Source organism: uncultured Kordia sp. (genome assembly GCF_947489565.1).
Taxonomy (GTDB): Bacteria; Bacteroidota; Bacteroidia; order Flavobacteriales; family Flavobacteriaceae; genus Kordia.
The window spans coordinates 66,183-83,455 of the sequence record NZ_CANLEA010000014.1 but is presented as its reverse complement, the minus strand read 5'-3'; the positions used below and the strand labels follow the sequence as shown (position 1 = coordinate 83,455).

The following is a 17,273-nucleotide window of genomic DNA, read 5'->3' as shown; positions in this document are numbered from 1 at the left end:
TTTTATGAATACACTAATCACTTTTACATCTTCGATCAAAAGTACTTTTAATAAAGATCTTAGAGGTTTCACTAAGAAGAGTTTACGACACGGTAGTCTGCAACGAAGTAAAATTTGAATTTTCTTTGAAACAGATTGCTTCATTTTGTTCGCAATGACATATCAAATTCCTGCTCACACTTTTCTAAATAAAACACAGGAGTTTTCCTGTATAGCAATACTTTACACCTATTCAAAAGGGCTTTTTAACTCTTTTGCAACTGTTTGATTAAAAGTAGTTTAGATGTATTACTAACTATTTTAAATATTTTAATCATGGCAGTATTCAAAGCTATCGAAAAAAAGGCGAGTGCAGTACGTAAAGCAATACGTAACGCGGAACTCATTGTCAAAAATCTTGGCGTTGCATTGACAGCGTTAAGTGTATTTCTAAAATCAATCCAGACACTGTTAACATTGTCTAGACGTGCATTAATTTTTATTCGGAAAATAATTGGAGCGATTAACAGCGTGTTAAAAAGAGTCGGAAGATTTGCAGGACCTTTAAAGGCAATTATAAAACCACTTCGGGTAATTCTGAATGTTTTAAGCAAAGCTTTATCACAATTTCAAAAACTAATTACAGCATTTAATAAGGCTGTAAAAGACTTAAAATTAGTTTTGAAGTATAATGGAGGCGCACGATTTTTACAAAAACTTTTAGGGAAACTACTAAAGAAACTTCGTAAAAAAGCAGAAGAAGTAGAAGAGTTAGCAAAACTCTTAGAAAAGCAACAAAAATGGTTGGAGAAAATTTTGCCTCCAGCATTTATTAAAAGATTGTGGGATTTGGTCAAAGCAATTACAAAACCACTTGACAGTATTACAAAACTCACAAAGAAAATCTTGGATGCATTGCTTGCATTCACTAAGAAATTATTGGGTTTACAACGAATTGTAGACGATTTAAAGAGTCAATTCGATTTCTTAAACGATTGGCTCAAAGAAATAGAAAAGGTGACGGATACCGTAAACTGGATCATCAAAGAAATTGAAAATGCCATCAAAAAGATTCCAGGTGCTAGATTCATTATTGATATTTTAAAATTCATTGGAGGCATTATTGATTTCATTATAGAAAAATCGAGAATTAAAGACTTGTTGAAATTTGTGTTGGACAAAACAGGAATTCTAGACGCTTTGGTAAATGGATTGAATCAAATTATTGGCGCTATTGCAGGATTAATCAAAGATTTTAAAGCCATCATTGATGATATAAAACAATTGCTGAAAGACATAAAAGACTTATTGGGAATTCTAACAAACTTAAGCGGATTGTTGCGTTTAATTGCTTTATTAAAGTGGTTTTTCGGATTCAGAATTCCTTTCCGATTGCGAGAATTAGAGAATGGATTACGCTGGTTGCAAGATCCGAACCAAGCCATTCCATACATCAGTACGCAAAACAATATACGAACGCGTGTAGATGCTATCACAATCAAAGGAAAAGGCATTGGAAACGATTGGAATTTCGATTTTACCATTGGCGATCAATCGCAAGGAATTGTAGTCGATAGAAAAGGAAACAGAGCGACAAAAGTAAATGTTTTTATAGCCGATGAAACCGTTTCAAATGCTGCTGCAGCAATTACGACTGAACTTAAAATTGTTGCTGTTGAAAACGATCCAACTTTTGATGATTTCGGAACTTTTACACAAGTAATTCAGTTAGAAAATAAACCACAAGAAGCACAACAACAAGTAGAATTTACCGTGAATGCGAGTGGAGGAGATGCAGGTGCTACTGCTGTCATTACGGTACAATTGAGTTTTGTGGTAGAATCTGTAGAAGATGTATTGATTCCATTAAGCGAATTGGGCAGAGAAAACGAAGCGATCAATTATTTGGAACATACGTTGGAGAATTTGAAATCAGATATTGGACGATTTGATATGGCGCCAGGATTGTTAGCACAGCAGCATGGCGTACATCAGTTTGTGAATACTGCTGATCATTTACTGAATGGTATCAAAAACAGTATTGTCAATGGACAAGATATCTCGGCTGATGTTGAACAATTTTTAGGATTCATTGCGGAAAGTCGCACGAATTTAGTGCCTGTAGAAGAAATGAACTTCGATCCTTCTTACTTCATTGAATTGTTTGAAAACAGCAAATTGGAAGAATGTACAGCAATCATCACAGATATTTTAGATTTTGAAGATGAACCTATAGTTGAAGATACAGATTCAGGAATTATTTTTGAAGACGAAGATTTGTTAAAACCAATATTAACTACAGATATCATTGACAGACCTTTTGATTTGGGTGATAGTTTTGACATCACACAATTTATACGATTTGAAGACGGAAGTTCTTTAGATTCTTAAAATTCAAAACGTAATACATACTGACAAAGCGCTCTATTTGGAGCGCTTTTTATCTTTTATAGTTTTTTTATGATGATAGTATATATTTTCTGCTTTTTCAAAAAAGAATTTTCTCTTATTTACTTGTGAAATTTAGTAATTTTACAATCAAACTAACAATCTAATGAAAAAAGATAATCCCTTTGATGAACAATTTAGAAAAATTACAAAATGGTTCGTAATAATAATTTTAATAATTCTATTAATACCATTTCTTTTAACTCAGAATTATTTTTCAATAATAGATTTTACAAAAACAGGAAATATTGGTGATACCATTGGAGGAATAGCAGGACCATTTATTGCAATAATAGCAGCGGCTCTAACTTTCTTGGCATTCTGGATTCAATACAAAGCAAATGAGCAGCTTAGAAAAGATATTCAAATTGAAAGATTTGAAAATCGGTTTTATGAAATGCTAAGACTTTATAAAGAACACGCTAATGAAACTTCGGTTCATGCATCCATCAAAGGAAGAAAAGCTTTTAAAGTAATGTATTCAGAATTAAAAGAATGTTATTCTAGGATTGAGAAAATATATGATGGATTTATAGAAAACAAAAATAATGACTTTTCTCCTTTTGAAGATCCTGATGAAAGAATATTAAAATTAGCTTATCAAGTTTTTTTTCATGGAATTGGAGAACAGTCAGAGCAATTTTATTTTAAAAAATTAGATGAAAAAGAGAAAAAAATTATAGAAAATGCTAGAGAATATCTAAAGAAAGGAAATAAAAGCTTAGAACTGGAAAATAGTAATATAATATATAATTACTTTAAAGGAAATGTAGACGATTTAAGTAATTACTATAGACATTTGCATAGAACTGTAAAATTTATTTTAGATAAAGATTTTTTAAGTGTCAAAGAAAAATATGAATATATCTCACTTTTAAGAGCTCAAATATCAGAATTTGAACAACTACATATTTATTACAATGGAATAGCTTGGTTTCCTAATGAATGGAAAGAAGCATTTCAAGATTATAGATTGGTTAAAAACATTCCTTTAGGATTAGCTAATTTCAATCTAAAACCGAAAGATTATTATGATAGAATTGATCAACCTTTAACAGAGGAAGAAATTAAAAAACTGGAGGAAAAGAATAAGAAGAGCTAAGAAAACTCAATAAACAAAAAAAAGCGTTCAAGATTTCCTTGAACGCTTTTTTAAATTAGTTGCCTAAAACTATATTATTTTCCTTCCGCAGAAAGGTTTTTCATTTCTTTTTCAATCATATCGTAGAACTGATCAATTTTTGGCAATACCACAATACGCGTTCGTCTGTTAATAGCTCTATTCTCAGCAGTATCGTTTTCTACCAATGGTACATAATGACTTCTTCCGGCTGCGATTAACTGCCCAGGATTCACGCCTAATTCTTGTAATACGCGAATGATAGACGTAGAACGTTTCACACTCAAATCCCAATTGTCAATCAAAACTCCTTTTTTGTATGGTACATTGTCTGTGTGACCTTCCACCATACATTCAAAATCAGGCTTGCTGTTTACTACTTTCGCTACTTTTCCAAGTACTTCTTTTGCTTTAGAAGTTACATTATAGCTTCCGCTTTTAAACAATAACTTATCAGCAATAGAGATAAATACAACACCTTTTTCTACATTAATTTCAATGTCTGGATCGTCAATTCCAACAGCTTTCTTCAAGCTAGAAACAATCGCTAAAGTCACACTATCTTTCTTGTTTAGAGCATCTTGCAGACGTGTAATCTTTAAATCTTTCTCCTTCATGCTCTCTAATGATTTCTCAAGATTGTCAGCACCTTTTGCTGTCAAAACAGTCATTTCTTTCGTGTTTTCAATCAAATCATTATTCGTTTTCTTTAAATCTGCGACACGATCTTCTAGAGCGTTCGCTTTTGCCGTAGCAGAAGCTTTCTCCTCCAAACATGCATTTAACTTTACAGTTGCAGAATTTAATAAATCTTTGGTCTCTTTGTGTCTTGCTTCTAAATCAGCAAAATCTTTTTTAGAAACACATGAGGATAATACAATGGTAGCTGTCGCTGCCAATAAGAGGATCTTCTTCATAAATCTTGTATTTTATATATAATTAAAACGGTTTTTTCAAAATTTTAACCAAAAGTATTAAAAATGATATGGAATTTACAAGGATTAACAAACTTTTAAAGATATGAATCCTCGTTTTTTTAACATTTCAAAAAGAACTCCTTTTTATTGAAAATATTGTATCTATTTTCGATTTCTTCAAATGATTTTTCTTGAATTATTGATTCCTCAAATTGATAAATTTGAGTTGCTGCTTCTATTTTTATCCATAAAATACGATTACATTCAATAACAAATCAAATCAATTATAAGCTTTATGAAAAAAAGAAACCTAAAAACATTAGATCTTAACAAAAAATCTATTTCGAAATTACAAAGCAACACCAATGCTATTAAAGGTGGATCTTGGGTAACTCTTTGTGACTGCCCCGTATCTGTTGGACCTCTTTTATGCGGAGCAACAAGCGTGTTTGTAAGATGTGCAGCAGCTTGTCCTACGGTACCAGAGTAAAAAACTAGAAAGCTGCCTAATTAGATATTATTTTTTAGGCAGTTTTTTATGGATAGCTCTATAAAACTTTTTTCAATTTCCACTTTTTAGGTTCAAGTGAGATTAATTTACTTCTTTTAAGTCGAGATTTTAATCGAAACTTTACAGCGTTCAATTCAAGCCAATTTCCATTAGAAACCAGACTATTTCCATCATTTGAAGATGTAATTTTTTTTGATGTTAAGATGAGTGTATCATTTTCATTCTCCCACAAACCTTCCGAAAAATCTATAGTATTCTTTTTTTGAATCTTTAATGTAAATGTTCTTTCATAAGTTAATATCAATTCAACTTTGGAACGTTGTTCGCCTTTTCCTCTGAATGTTCCGTAAAAATGGCGTGTCTTGTAATCAGGCGGTTTGATTTGTAGTAATTGATACATTTTTGCATTGAAAATTTTGATAAAATCTTTATCATAATGACTATCATGACATCCATAACAGAAATTCAAACGGATAATTTTTATAGTGTTTAAATGAATTTTTTCTATCTTATTTTCTCCCATACAACCTTTATAACCGCCTCTTTGACCTAATAAAATATACATTCCTTCTGCATGTAAGGCAGTGGCAAGTTTTGTGATTTTTTCTTCCATCCATGCAATTTCTTTTGGAGTAAATTTCGCAAAATGTTTTAAGCGATAATGAAGTCTAGTATTTATGATTGAATTGAAAGTTACTTCTGAAATGCGAATTTCAGGATTGTAAATAGTATCATTTTCAAGACTTTTAGGTATATAATTGGTAAGCTCATTATATTGATCTAAAACAGCTTGGGAAGATTGTTCTTGCGCTTTAATAAGAAAGCTCAAAAACAGGAATGCGAGAAAGATTGTCTTTTGTAATGAATGCATTTAAAGTAAGTCAGAATATCGTTTTTTCCCTTTTATAAAATAGGAATAGACAATAGATTTCTGACCAAAATACTTTTTTTGTTGCACCTTTTCACGCTTTTTAACCATCTTTAACAAGCGACCATAAAAGTGAAAATGAGCTTTGATAATGGCAAAGAAATGCTTGAATTTGAATTTGATTAAAAACTGAATTCCCGCAATTCCGTCCAACACCAAACGCGAAAAGATAATGGGAACTAATTTTCCTTTCGGAAGATTCTTCGCCAACATACACAAGGAGTTTCTAAAATTCAAATACGTTTTTCTAGGATTTGCGCTATCCAATGTAGCACCACCAACATGATACACTACACTTTCTGCAATATATTTAGCTTTATACCCTTTATTAAACGCGCGCCAGCATAAATCAATTTCCTCTTGATGCGCAAAAAAGTCTTCGTCAAAACCATTCAATACAGAAAAAACATGTTTTCGGATGAATAAACAAGCGCCAGAAGCCCAAAAGATTTCTATAGCATCATTGTATTGTGCAGTATCTTCTTCTAAGGTGTGGAAAATACGTCCGCGGCAGAATGGGTATCCATACTTATCAATGAATCCGCCAGCAGCACCAGCATATTCAAAATGTGTTTTTTGTTTAAAATCTAGAATTTTCGGTTGAATGATCGCCGTTTCAAGAGTTGCTTCAAATTCCGATTGAATAGGAGCGAGCCAGTTTTCAGTAACTTCAATATCAGAATTTAATAGACAGAAAATTTCTTCCTCCACAAATGGCAACGCATCATTATAACCTTTGGCATAGCCGCCATTTTCAGCATTTTGTATGATTTTCACCGTTGGAAAATTATCCTTTACATAGGCTATGGAATCATCTGCGGAAGCGTTATCAGCCACATAAATAGTAGCATCATTGGAAAATGCCAATACCTTTGGTAAAAACTGTTCCAATAACTGTTTTCCATTCCAATTGAGTATGACGACGGCGATGTTCATGCTGAAAATGATTCTTTTTACTATTTTTTATAATCTGGAATTTCCCTTAAAAAATGATACTGTTGCGCTTCATAATCCATCGTACAATAATAATGGTTCAATCCGTTGGTCACCATTAAATATTCTGCATTTAAAATCATATTATAACGTGCAATTTGATCAAATGTTTGTTGATTGATCGTAATTTTACTGCGTTTACATTCGACCACCAAAAAAATACTTCCATCCGAATTAAAAATCACAATATCATATCGCTTTTTTAAATCGTTGAATATGAGTTCTTTCTCTACATTAATCAGGCTGATTGGATAGTTTTTTTCTTGGATTAGAAACTGCACGGTATGCTGTCGAACCCATTCTTCAGGAGTTAACACCACAAACTTTTTCCGAATAGCATCAAAAATATAGATTTTATTTTCCCTATTTTTGAAGCGGAACGAATATTTTGGAAAATTCAAGAGTTCCATGGCACAAAACTAACGATTCGTGCGTCGAAAACCAATACAATTTCGCATTTGTCAAAACAATGGAAGAAGCTAAACAAATCGTCATCGATATACAGAAAGGAAACATCAAACCTATTTACTTTTTAATGGGTGAAGAAGCCTATTATGTCGATAAAATTGCTGAATATATTGAAAAGAATGTGTTGGCAGAAGAAGAAAAAGGATTCAATCAAATGGTATTGTACGGACGCGATGTTTCTGTAGATGATATTGTTGCCAATGCAAAACGCTATCCGATGATGGCAGAACGCCAAGTTGTGATTGTAAAAGAAGCACAAGATTTATCGCGTACGATTGATAAACTAGTTAGCTATTTTGAAAATCCGCAACCAACCACGGTTTTAGTGATTTGTTATAAATACAAAAAGATTGCTAAGAATAAAAAATTGTACAAAGCTGCTGCTAAAAGCGGAATCATTTACGAAAGTAAGAAGTTGTATGAGAATCAAGTAGCCGATTGGATTCGAAGAGTTTTAGGAGGTAAGAAATATCAAATTACACCGAAAGCCGCGCAAATGTTGGTGGAGTTTTTAGGAACGAATCTGAGTAAAATCAATAATGAACTTGAAAAATTACAACTGATTTTACCAAAAGGAAGCGAAATTACTCCAGAAATCATTGAAGAAAACATCGGAATCAGCAAAGATTACAACAATTTTGAGTTGCGAAAAGCCATTGGCGATAGAGATGTAAAAAAGGCATTCCGAATTATTACGTATTTCTCAGAAAATCCAAAAGACAATCCGACAGTAGTTACGGTTTCGTTGCTGTTTAATTTCTTTTCACAATTATTGCAATATCATGGTTTGCGCGATCAAAATCCTCGAAATGTAGCTTCTGCATTGCGTATCAATCCATATTTTGTTAAAGAATATCAAGCTGCTGCGCGCAATTATCCTATGAAAAAAGTGAGCGGTATTGTGGCAACTTTACGTGAAATGGATGTTAAAAGTAAAGGAGTTGGTGCGACAAACTTATCCAATGGCGATTTGCTGAAAGAATTGATGGTGAAGATTATGAATTAGTGTTTAGACGCGCTTTGCTTTTTAGACTTGCTTCGCTTTTAGAATGTTAGACACGCTTTGCTTTAGAATTTTCTGAAACGTCATGCAGAACTTGATTCAGTATCTCATCAGTAAAAAAATACTTATTAAATAGGACGAGTGTCATTTCGCGCTTGATGTGAAATCTACTATAAAAATTTGTATGGATTCCTGCCTACGCAGGAATGACAATTGAAATTCAAAACAACAAAAAGGCATATAGAGCAAAAGCGAACACCAAAATCATCAAATTGGAGTACTTTTAAATTAATACATAAAACCATGGCGCGGACTGAGCGAAGTCGAAGTCAAGCCGCATTGATATCCACTTGAAAATTCTTCATCATAAAATGCCCAATCATTTGTCTGGCAATGCCTAAATATTCTTGTGTAGGATCTAAAAAACCTTGTAACGTTTCCATTTCGCGTTGGAGTACTTTGGCAAATCGTTCAGAGCGTTGCGGATCGTTGATGAAGTCATTATAATTGACAAAAGCTTCTTCTACACGTTGCATTTGCGCACTAATCAAAATGGCTCTTTTTTCTCGTTCCATCACTAAAGGAACACGTTGCAAGGCAAATACTTTAATAGAAGATAAGGCACGTTGTTTTAAAAACTTTTTGCGCTTTTTGGGTTTCATAACACCTGATTCAATATCGTATTTAAAATAATCTTCAGGGTTTTCAATACATGGATTCAATAACAAACGTACTTTTTCTTCGCCTTTAAAATCGCCTTCAGGAGAACGCACACGCTTGGTTTCATCAAATAACGGAAACTGATTCATTTTCCCCATGCTTTTTGCTTCTTCTACAAATGCGGTTGCTTGTTTGGATTTCTGATTGCAGTTTCTACAGGAAAACAACAAATTCTCCCAATCGGCAGCCAACCAATAATAGCCTGGTTTTGAATTGCCAGTGGCTTTCAGTTCTTCAATTTCTCCTTTTGGTCGAAAATGTTCAATATCACCAACGTATGTTGCCAAAATATCGCTTTCGCAATACGCACATTTTCCTTTACCCATTTTAATCAAAGCTTCTTTCACTTTGGCGTTACCGTACACTTTGAATTTAAACGCTTTCTTTCGTTTTTCTGGATCTGGATTTGTGTAATGCTTTATAGCTTCTTCTAATTCTTTCTTCAGTTTTTCACTTCCATCTTTAAGAATCTCTGGAGTTTCAACCGAAGCTCTATCAATGAAAATCATAATTTATTCTTTGCGGAGATATTTTTCCAAATATCTTGTACTTTTAAAATGGTTTCTTGTTTAATATCGTCGTCAACTATTTTAAGTTTTTTACTTTTCATTTTCTTAGCCAACAACTCGTCAATGGCATGATACATCAAATCTTCACGAGCATCTTGTCCCAAACGTTTCTTTTGTGGAAGCACTTTTTGTAAGGCTTCTATTTCTGCGATTTCTGCGGCTGTTCTGTCTGTCTCTTCAATGGCAAGCAATTCATAATAGCGTTCAAATTCTTTTTCTGTTTTAGAATCCATCGTACTATTCAATCCAAAATATTCGGAAGTTAATAGTTGATCAATTCGCAACGTACTTGGATCAGGCAAATCACTTATAGCAACAATCGCATTTTCTTCATCGCGTTTTAAAACGACGACTTCATGTTCTTTTAAACCACGCAAACACAAAGGTTCATGTGTGGTAATGATGAATTGAATTTTAGGGAATGTATTGCGTAAACGTTCAATAATTTCCATTTTCCAACGCGGATGTAAATGTGTGCCAATTTCATCAATCAAGACAATACCTTCTGCCAATTCGTACACGACATTTTCTTGCGAAAGCGTATAAATCATATCAATAGCTACTGCAAAAATGGACTTATAACCATCGCTCAAATGATCAATATTGATATTATCGCCCGATTTATGATATTTGATGAAAATTTCTCCCTTTTTTGGACTTCTTTTGATGGAATCTAAATCGTCTAACAATAACAAGTTTTTCAGTGTTTTAGACACTTGATTAAAGGTTTTTCGATTGGTATTTAAAAACCATTCTTTGGCACTTGATAACGAAACTGACGGATCAAATAAGTTTTTAATCTTTAAATAACTCGGATGATCTTTTTCGGGTTGTAAATTCCCAATCGGCAACAAACGTGTAGAACCATACCCAATAATAAAGGCTGGCGGTTTTTCAATACTCGCTTTAATTTCATTCTTTCTTTTATTGAATGTTACACTATATACTTCTTCATTGCCTTTTCCAAATACTTTAATGTGTCCGCTATAGGTATTATATTTCAAAATATCTTTGACCGTAATTCCGAGAACGTCCAAATATTCTTGTCCCATCAATGCAATGGCAATGGCTTTAAGCACCGAACTTTTTCCCACACCATTTTCTCCTAAGAAAACCAACCAAGGTTCTACACTAGTATCATCAGCGTAACTAGGCAATTGTATCGTGAGATTAGAAAAACATTTAAAATTCTTCAATTCAATGCGATCGAGATATACATTCTTTAAAATGCTAGCGTAATACGTATCGTCCTTTTTATTAAATATTGCTTTCCTAGTTTTTGGTGGTTTTGTTTTATCTCTTGACATTCCTTCTGCTGTTTCTTCTAGCGGAAAAGACAAAGATTCAAAAATATCTCCACCTTTGACATTTTGTTGTGCCGAAGGACTTGGCGGCATTTGTTGTTGTATGTTTTGCTGTTGTTGATTTTGTTTAGAATCTGATCGTGCGGGATTAATTAGATTTGAAACAATTTCTAAAAGATCTGGATCTTTTAACTCATTATCTATATATTTTTTTCGGAATGCCAGATGATTTTTATGGGATTTTCCCATAATAATTTCATTCCAATCTTCGGCAATAGTTTTTGAGTGTGCATCTATTGTTTGTAAGCTATTGAGTTCTTTTTGTATTTCTCTGGCAATATTTTCTCGTTCATCAATCAGATCCGTACGATTGAGCCCTAAAATTTGTATAGTGGCTTCAGCTCTTTGTATATTGGCTTCCAGCTGTTCTGAAAAGTCTGTACTTTTTAATAAAAAGTCAGGGTATGAATATGTTTGTTTAGGTATGATTTCTAATGTTGAAAGATTAAAATCAAAAAACTGACTAGGATCTTCGTTACAAGGATCAATTAAAAAAGCATTTTCCTTTTTTGAGATTTGATCGTACGATGTTTTCATCGTAGCACGTTTGCCTTCTACAGGAAATACATTCGATTTAAAACGTTGGCAAGCATGACAAATCATATATAAATTCTCCCATTCATACGTAAGCCACCAATAATGATCTTGATCAATTTCTTTAGTATCAAATCCTTGCGAATTTTTAGTAGGGCGGAAACGATTTAGGTAACTTTCATAACCAGGTTTTCCTCTCCGCAAATGCGATTCACAAAAAGCACATTTATGATCAAAGAGTTCTGCTAGCATATCGGAAACTTCATTTGGCAAATATCCTTCCGTAAACGTACGTTGTGCACGTGAGTTTTTATGCAAGCTGTAAAAATCATTAATTTCTTGCTGCAACTGTTCATATTCTTTAGAAGAAAAGAAAGCTGGTATTGCAATTTTATGTCTGTCTACTTTAATCAAAATGCATCATTTTTTTAGATGTGAATTTTTTCACTACCTAAAGTACGTGAATATTTCATGAAAAGTAAAGTAAAGACAGGAAATACCGTGTTTTTCCCCTGTGCTATTTTTTGTGCAATTAGTAACTTGTAAACGTATTAATTCTGTGAAAATCAGAATAAAAGCTAAAGTTTATGAAGTCAGAGAAAAAGCAGCAACATCAAGATAAAGGCACAAAAAATATTATTCAGAAGAAGAAAGGTAGTTCTTTTGTAAAGCCTGTGGGCGATACTACAAAATTTTCACCACCATCTACTTCTGGAAAGCAACATAAAAGCTTGCCAAGCAAATTGCAGTCTAACATGGAAACTTCGCTTGGACACGATTTTTCAAGTGTAGGCATACAGACAAATTCTCAGAAAGCGGTTCAAATGAATGCGCGTGCATTTACACAAAACGAACAAGTACATTTTGCACCAGGAGAATTCAATCCAGGTTCAACTTCTGGTCAAAATTTAATTGGACACGAGTTTACACACATTGCACAGCAACGCGCAGGTGTTGTAAAACCGACCAAAGCCTTGAAAAAAGGAGTAATGGTGAATGATGACAAAAGCTTGGAAAGTGAAGCAGATACTTTTGGCAAAAAAGCGGCTAGAGGAGAAGCTGTGTCTAAATATCGTTCGGCGGGATTGGGAATTCGAAGCTCAGTCAGAACTGCACAGGCAAAGAGTAATGTTGTTCAGATGGCAATGCAAGAAACAACTTTTGGAAAATTTTATGATGATACTTATGCGCTTACTTCTGGAACTGGTGGTCGTAGAGGATTAGATATAGTATTAAGGTTTGAACCAAAAAACATAGTAGATGCAGAAATGATTGGACTTACACAAACTCATCATGCAATTAATAATGGTTCGCCTTTTTATTTAAATTCTGATAATTTTTATAAAGGTCATGCTATCCAAAGTGGTGATGCAACAAATTTGGCAGATCAAGGAGTGTCAAATGAGGGAACTCATATTGATCGCTTAAAAGCAAGAAACAATCCTATATACGGATCTAGAATAATGAATGCTGGAGAGACTTTACAAGATACTCCTATGGATAATAATTCTACAGCTAATCCAACAAATGTTGGTTTAACTAGGTTGGATCCAACAGCAAATGCAACTTATCAATTAGGTTTTCACTATACTGACGGAACAGGGAAAAAAAGAAATCAAGATGCAATTATATCTGATGCTCCAAGTGTAGGAAGTGTCAATATGAGTAAAAATTCTTCTCAAATTTTTGAAACTACTGCTTTAGCTATAAAAGGAAATCAAGAAGGTATGTATTATGGTTCAGTTAGATGGGGTTGGGAAACTAATGCAAAAGGAGTACATTCTTTAATTCCTTTCAAAGTTCTCGATAAAGATTTGCCTAGTCCAACGTTTATGAAAGCTGCATCCATTTGGAATACTTCAAAAAATTCTACAGGAGCTGATACACTGGATTTACCTGTTCAATGGCCAGGGACAATTCATAATACACCTTTAGCAGCTTTAAGAACTGGGCAATCAGTTAACTCACAAATTTTAGCAGATTTACCAACAGGTACAAAATTAACTGTCTTAAATGATTCTTCAAATTGGTTATATGTACAATTAAATAAGAATCAGCCTGATATTGTTTTGAATAGACATGGAAGAGCTGCAGTAATGACAGGAGATTTAATTAGAGGCTATGTGTCACAAGAACTGGTTAATAAAGATGCTAGCTACAGATAAGTTTGTAAGATTGTTCTCCGCATTTATTTTATCATTGATATTGATCACTTGTGGAAAAAAGGAAAAAAATATGGATAGGAATATAGATACAATATTGATTAAAAAAATAGAAGAATCAGGATATAGGAATTTGTTCTTAAGTAATGATGATATTGTAGAAAAAGTAATATGGAATCAAGGTAATAATAAAGACAAGCTAAAAAGTATTGCATATAGCGAAAATACGTCTCATTTAGCTAGATTTTTAACTGTGGAAATATTAAAGAAGTATAATGTTGAAATTGATGTTGAATTTTATGAGATTATAGCAGAATCTTACGGATACGCTCTACATAGAACAACTATGGGTGATTCAAAATTTTATGGAATTGTAGGGAATCTATGGGGATTGTTATATGAAGAAAATGATTTAGGTAAGTTAGGCGATTTTTATGTTTCCTTAGGAGAAAAAGCAATACCTTCTTTAGTAAAATTGTTAAGTTATGACAATAGTGAAATTTTTTATGAAGGTAGTGAAGAAGCAACTTTAGGAAACTCATATCAATATAGAGTAAAAGATTTTGCAGCTTTCTACATCTCAAAAATTAAAGGCATTCCCATGACATTTTATCAAGATTTTGATAAAAGAGATGCTGAAATTGAACGTTTAAAAGAAGTTTTAGAAAACAAATAACAAAAGGAAATGGACGCATTCAATCAAGATCTTAAAATTGTACAAGAACTAGAACGTCAATTAGAGCGCTCAGGCTATTTTGCGCATAGTTCTTTAAGTAATCAAGCAGAACGTATCAATGAAATAGAATCGTTCTTATATGGTTTGATAGATACCTTAATCGACGATGGAAAAGTTCAGAAAGAAAAACTAGAAGCAGTTGTACAAAAAGTTCGTATGGAAACGTTGGAACGGAATGAACATTTTCATGCAGGAATTGCCATTAGAGTAGATGGAGCAGAAGCACCAAAAGACGATTTTGTTCCTGTGAATTGTGATGAACGTATGCACATCTGTAAAGGTGTATGCTGTAAACTCAATTTTGCACTCTCTGTAGATGAAATAGAAGGCGGAAAGTCTAAATGGGATTTGGGACAACCGTATTACATCAGACAAAAATCAACAGGATATTGTACACATTTAGATGAAAACAAACAATGTTGTTCTATTTATAACGATCGTCCAAAAGTATGTCGAAAGTATAGTTGTGCAGATGATACCCGAATTTGGACAAATTTTGAAAAAATGGAACTCAATACCGAATGGATTGAACAGAATTTACAGGGACGAAAAATTCAACTAAAAAGTGTATATATGATTCCTGAACAAAAAATAGCCTACAAAACAAAGAGCTAACTTAAAATAAACTCCGAATTCCTTTGGCCAATTGTGTAGCCGCATCATTATTGAAACGAAACCATAACTCAGGCTCAATCAATTCCAATTCAGAGATGGCTAACTCATCTTCATTATCCCAAATCATATCAACACGTGCATACATTGGTGGTTCAATACACGCTTTTACAGCATTTTCAGCAAATTCAATCTCAGTTTGTGATGGAGTGTATTGATGAACGCTTCCGCCGAAATCATCTTGTACTCTGAAATCTCCTTGTTTTGCTTTTTTCAAAATTCCGTGCGTATATTTTCCATTAATTACAATCAAAGAAATTTCGCCTTTACTCACAATTTGATGCATAAAAGGTTGCAACATCATCGCTTCATTTGCAATCAACTCTTTGTAGATCGTTTCATGCTCATGAACATTTGAGGAATTCAATTTGTATGTATGTCTTGCTGCTCCAGAAACACAAGGTTTTACAATGGTTTCTTGCCAAGATACTTCTTCATGAATTTCAGCAAGTGTACGCGTATCTCCTTTTTCAATAAAATAGGTAGGAACAATGGCGACTTTTTTCTTGACTAAGTCTTGTAAATAGTGTTTGTCAATATTCCAATAGATCATTTTAGCAGAATTCAATAATGTAGTTTGCTCTGTAACTTTTGCGAGCCACACAGAGAATTCTTCGAAACGATCAAAATAATCCCAAGTAGTTCTGAAAAGCGCATATTTAGTCGTGTTCCAATCAAAATTGGCATCGTCCCAAGAAAGTCTTTTTACCACTAAACCTTCTTTTTCTAGCGCATTTTGCACCAATTGATCTTCCAGCATTACATTATCTATATATGCATCACGCTCTACAGGATTTGTATAACGATTGTCTGTCAAAATAACTACATCAATGGATTTCATAACTACAAAATTAATAGTCACAAATATAAAAAGCCTGTTTAGATAAACAGACTTTTTAGCATATATATTCGAATGTTACTTTAGTTAATAAACGGATCCGAGAATTTTGGATCACTCACTACAGTTTCATCCGTAAGTGTTCTTAAAAAGGCTACCAACGCATCTTTTTCTGCTTGTGTCAAATTCATACGTCTTGGTTGTCCGTTTTGCATCAAACGATTGTCTAAAGATGGTCCTAATTGAATTCCGGAGTTGTAAAACTCTACCACTTCTTCTAAACTACCAAAACGTCCGTCATGCATGAATTGTGCAGAAGTCCCAACATTTTTAAGTGAAGGAGATTTAAAAACAGTCGTTTCGCCAGCATCTAAACCAATACTTCTGGAGTTATTATTTAATGCGAATGTTGGCAATTGATGACAAGTGGCACAGTTGATTCCACCTTGATTTGTGGTAAAGATTTGCTTTCCTAAGTTTTCTTCTGCGGTAAATCCTGGGAAATTTTGTCCAACACCATCGCCTGGCACATTCGGATTGTACACTTGTGCAAATGCCTGATCAAATCTACTATCGGTTGAAACCATGCAACGAATGTATTGTGCCAAAGCACGTTGAATTCTATCATGAGTGATAGCTTCATCGCCAAAAGCCAATTCAAACAAGGCAGGATAATATTCAATAGTATTCAACTTTGTAATCAATGCTTCAATTCCACCATTACTCGCATCAAAGCCCATTTCTACACTGTCCATTATGGGCATAGTTACTTGCGTTTCTAAAGTCTGAGCACGTTTGTCCCAAAAGAATGATCCGTCTTCATAGAAGCGCGCATTTAACAATCGCATGGAATGTGCTCCAGTCACACTTACGCCATCTATTCCGGTACTAAATCGGTTATTGTCCGTAAACGCAATACCTTGTTGGTGACAACTTGCACACGAAACAGCATCGTTCACACTTAACTGTTTATCAAAAAATAGAATTCTTCCTAAAATTGCGCCAGTATCTGTAGCCTGATTGTCAGCGGGTTCATTATTATCAGCAAGTGAGTTTACATAATGAATTGGATATTCAGGATTGCTGTAATTAGGTAAATCGCTAAAATTAATGGAGAAATACTCAGACATATCAATTCCATTCACATCATTATCGTCAGGAATTGTTGGTGTTTCAGTATTTTCTTCAGGAATATCTGTATAAACTTCTTCATCAGAAGCGCAGGCACATAATAGGATCGAAAATAGAAATACATACTTTTTCATAAGGTATAGGTGTTTTAATATTAGCAAGTAGTATTTCTACAATAGG

At 33.5% G+C, this 17,273-nt stretch carries 15 protein-coding genes; 7 read left to right on the top strand and 8 right to left on the bottom strand.

The annotated features are described in order from the left end of the window. Positions 1 to 315 precede the first annotated feature (315 nt). Positions 316 to 2,370 carry a hypothetical protein gene (locus Q0845_RS18600; RefSeq protein WP_298516437.1) on the top strand — a complete coding sequence of 685 codons (2,055 nt, stop codon included), beginning with the start codon at positions 316 to 318 and terminating at the stop codon, positions 2,368 to 2,370. 163 nt (positions 2,371 to 2,533) lie between these two features. Beyond that, positions 2,534 to 3,529 (top strand): putative phage abortive infection protein, encoded by a 996-nt coding sequence (locus Q0845_RS18595; RefSeq protein WP_298516435.1) that lies wholly within the window; start codon positions 2,534 to 2,536, stop codon positions 3,527 to 3,529. Between the two features lie 74 nt (positions 3,530 to 3,603). On the opposite strand, the gene Q0845_RS18590 is transcribed toward Q0845_RS18595, so the two are convergent. After that, on the bottom strand, positions 3,604 to 4,464 hold the full coding sequence (locus Q0845_RS18590; protein WP_298516433.1) for an OmpA family protein: 861 nt from the start codon (positions 4,462 to 4,464) through the stop codon (positions 3,604 to 3,606). 295 nt (positions 4,465 to 4,759) lie between these two features. On the opposite strand from Q0845_RS18590, the gene Q0845_RS18585 reads away from it, so the two are divergent. Continuing rightward, positions 4,760 to 4,954 carry a hypothetical protein gene (locus Q0845_RS18585; protein ID WP_298516431.1) on the top strand — a complete coding sequence of 65 codons (195 nt, stop codon included), beginning with the start codon at positions 4,760 to 4,762 and terminating at the stop codon, positions 4,952 to 4,954. A 58-nt stretch (positions 4,955 to 5,012) separates the two neighbouring features. Here Q0845_RS18585 and Q0845_RS18580 read toward each other — a convergent pair whose 3' ends face one another. Genes Q0845_RS18580 through Q0845_RS18570 form a run of 3 tightly spaced genes read right to left on the bottom strand, consistent with a single transcriptional unit; the run spans position 5,013 to position 7,306 of the window. Continuing rightward, a complete protein-coding gene (locus tag Q0845_RS18580; protein ID WP_298516429.1) occupies positions 5,013 to 5,804 on the bottom strand; it encodes a hypothetical protein in 792 nt (263 codons plus the stop codon). Positions 5,805 to 5,846: 42 nt separating this feature from the next. Further along, a complete protein-coding gene (locus tag Q0845_RS18575) occupies positions 5,847 to 6,839 on the bottom strand; it encodes a glycosyltransferase family 2 protein (RefSeq protein ID WP_298516427.1) in 993 nt (330 codons plus the stop codon). A 20-nt stretch (positions 6,840 to 6,859) separates the two neighbouring features. Next, entirely contained in the window at positions 6,860 to 7,306 is a 447-nt protein-coding gene (locus Q0845_RS18570) for a type I restriction enzyme HsdR N-terminal domain-containing protein (protein ID WP_298516425.1), read from the bottom strand. 59 nt (positions 7,307 to 7,365) lie between these two features. Here Q0845_RS18570 and holA point away from each other — a divergent pair, with 59 nt between their 5' ends. Next, entirely contained in the window at positions 7,366 to 8,370 is a 1,005-nt protein-coding gene (holA, locus tag Q0845_RS18565; protein ID WP_298516423.1) for a DNA polymerase III subunit delta, read from the top strand. Positions 8,371 to 8,696: 326 nt separating this feature from the next. Here the strand turns inward: holA and Q0845_RS18560 are convergent, their stop codons facing one another. Both Q0845_RS18560 and Q0845_RS18555 read right to left on the bottom strand, forming a co-directional pair. After that, a complete protein-coding gene (locus tag Q0845_RS18560) occupies positions 8,697 to 9,596 on the bottom strand; it encodes a hypothetical protein (protein WP_298516421.1) in 900 nt (299 codons plus the stop codon). Next, complete coding sequence (locus Q0845_RS18555) at positions 9,593 to 11,968, bottom strand: AAA family ATPase (protein ID WP_298516419.1); 2,376 nt, start codon at positions 11,966 to 11,968, stop codon at positions 9,593 to 9,595. Before Q0845_RS18555 ends, Q0845_RS18560 begins: the two co-directional genes overlap by 4 nt. 173 nt (positions 11,969 to 12,141) lie before the next feature. Between Q0845_RS18555 and Q0845_RS18550 the strand changes: the two genes are divergently transcribed. From Q0845_RS18550 to Q0845_RS18540, 3 genes are all read left to right on the top strand, one after another. Next, positions 12,142 to 13,719, top strand: coding sequence for a DUF4157 domain-containing protein (locus Q0845_RS18550; RefSeq protein ID WP_298516417.1), 1,578 nt, complete (start codon positions 12,142 to 12,144; stop codon positions 13,717 to 13,719). Between the two features lie 70 nt (positions 13,720 to 13,789). Then, positions 13,790 to 14,392 (top strand): hypothetical protein, encoded by a 603-nt coding sequence (locus Q0845_RS18545; protein WP_298516415.1) that lies wholly within the window; start codon positions 13,790 to 13,792, stop codon positions 14,390 to 14,392. 9 nt (positions 14,393 to 14,401) lie between these two features. Beyond that, on the top strand, positions 14,402 to 15,067 hold the full coding sequence (locus Q0845_RS18540) for a YkgJ family cysteine cluster protein (RefSeq protein WP_298516413.1): 666 nt from the start codon (positions 14,402 to 14,404) through the stop codon (positions 15,065 to 15,067). 1 nt (position 15,068) lies between these two features. On the opposite strand, the gene Q0845_RS18535 is transcribed toward Q0845_RS18540, so the two are convergent. Next, positions 15,069 to 15,965: a hypothetical protein gene (locus Q0845_RS18535; protein ID WP_298516411.1), complete on the bottom strand. Its 897-nt coding sequence runs from the start codon at positions 15,963 to 15,965 to the stop codon at positions 15,069 to 15,071. A gap of 80 nt (positions 15,966 to 16,045) precedes the next feature. After that, positions 16,046 to 17,227 carry a cytochrome c peroxidase gene (locus tag Q0845_RS18530; RefSeq protein ID WP_298516409.1) on the bottom strand — a complete coding sequence of 394 codons (1,182 nt, stop codon included), beginning with the start codon at positions 17,225 to 17,227 and terminating at the stop codon, positions 16,046 to 16,048. Positions 17,228 to 17,273 lie beyond the last annotated feature (46 nt).

Coding starts and splice junctions, on each gene's coding strand:
- Q0845_RS18560 (WP_298516421.1), bottom strand. CDS start 9,596: ATGATTTTCATTGATAGAGCTTCGGTTGAAACTCCAGAGATTCTTAAA.
- Q0845_RS18585 (WP_298516431.1), top strand. CDS start 4,760: ATGAAAAAAAGAAACCTAAAAACATTAGATCTTAACAAAAAATCTATT.
- Q0845_RS18590 (WP_298516433.1), bottom strand. CDS start 4,464: ATGAAGAAGATCCTCTTATTGGCAGCGACAGCTACCATTGTATTATCC.
- Q0845_RS18595 (WP_298516435.1), top strand. CDS start 2,534: ATGAAAAAAGATAATCCCTTTGATGAACAATTTAGAAAAATTACAAAA.
- holA (WP_298516423.1), top strand. CDS start 7,366: ATGGAAGAAGCTAAACAAATCGTCATCGATATACAGAAAGGAAACATC.
- Q0845_RS18600 (WP_298516437.1), top strand. CDS start 316: ATGGCAGTATTCAAAGCTATCGAAAAAAAGGCGAGTGCAGTACGTAAA.
- Q0845_RS18530 (WP_298516409.1), bottom strand. CDS start 17,227: ATGAAAAAGTATGTATTTCTATTTTCGATCCTATTATGTGCCTGCGCT.
- Q0845_RS18540 (WP_298516413.1), top strand. CDS start 14,402: ATGGACGCATTCAATCAAGATCTTAAAATTGTACAAGAACTAGAACGT.
- Q0845_RS18545 (WP_298516415.1), top strand. CDS start 13,790: ATGGATAGGAATATAGATACAATATTGATTAAAAAAATAGAAGAATCA.
- Q0845_RS18570 (WP_298516425.1), bottom strand. CDS start 7,306: ATGGAACTCTTGAATTTTCCAAAATATTCGTTCCGCTTCAAAAATAGG.
- Q0845_RS18575 (WP_298516427.1), bottom strand. CDS start 6,839: ATGAACATCGCCGTCGTCATACTCAATTGGAATGGAAAACAGTTATTG.
- Q0845_RS18550 (WP_298516417.1), top strand. CDS start 12,142: ATGAAGTCAGAGAAAAAGCAGCAACATCAAGATAAAGGCACAAAAAAT.
- Q0845_RS18535 (WP_298516411.1), bottom strand. CDS start 15,965: ATGAAATCCATTGATGTAGTTATTTTGACAGACAATCGTTATACAAAT.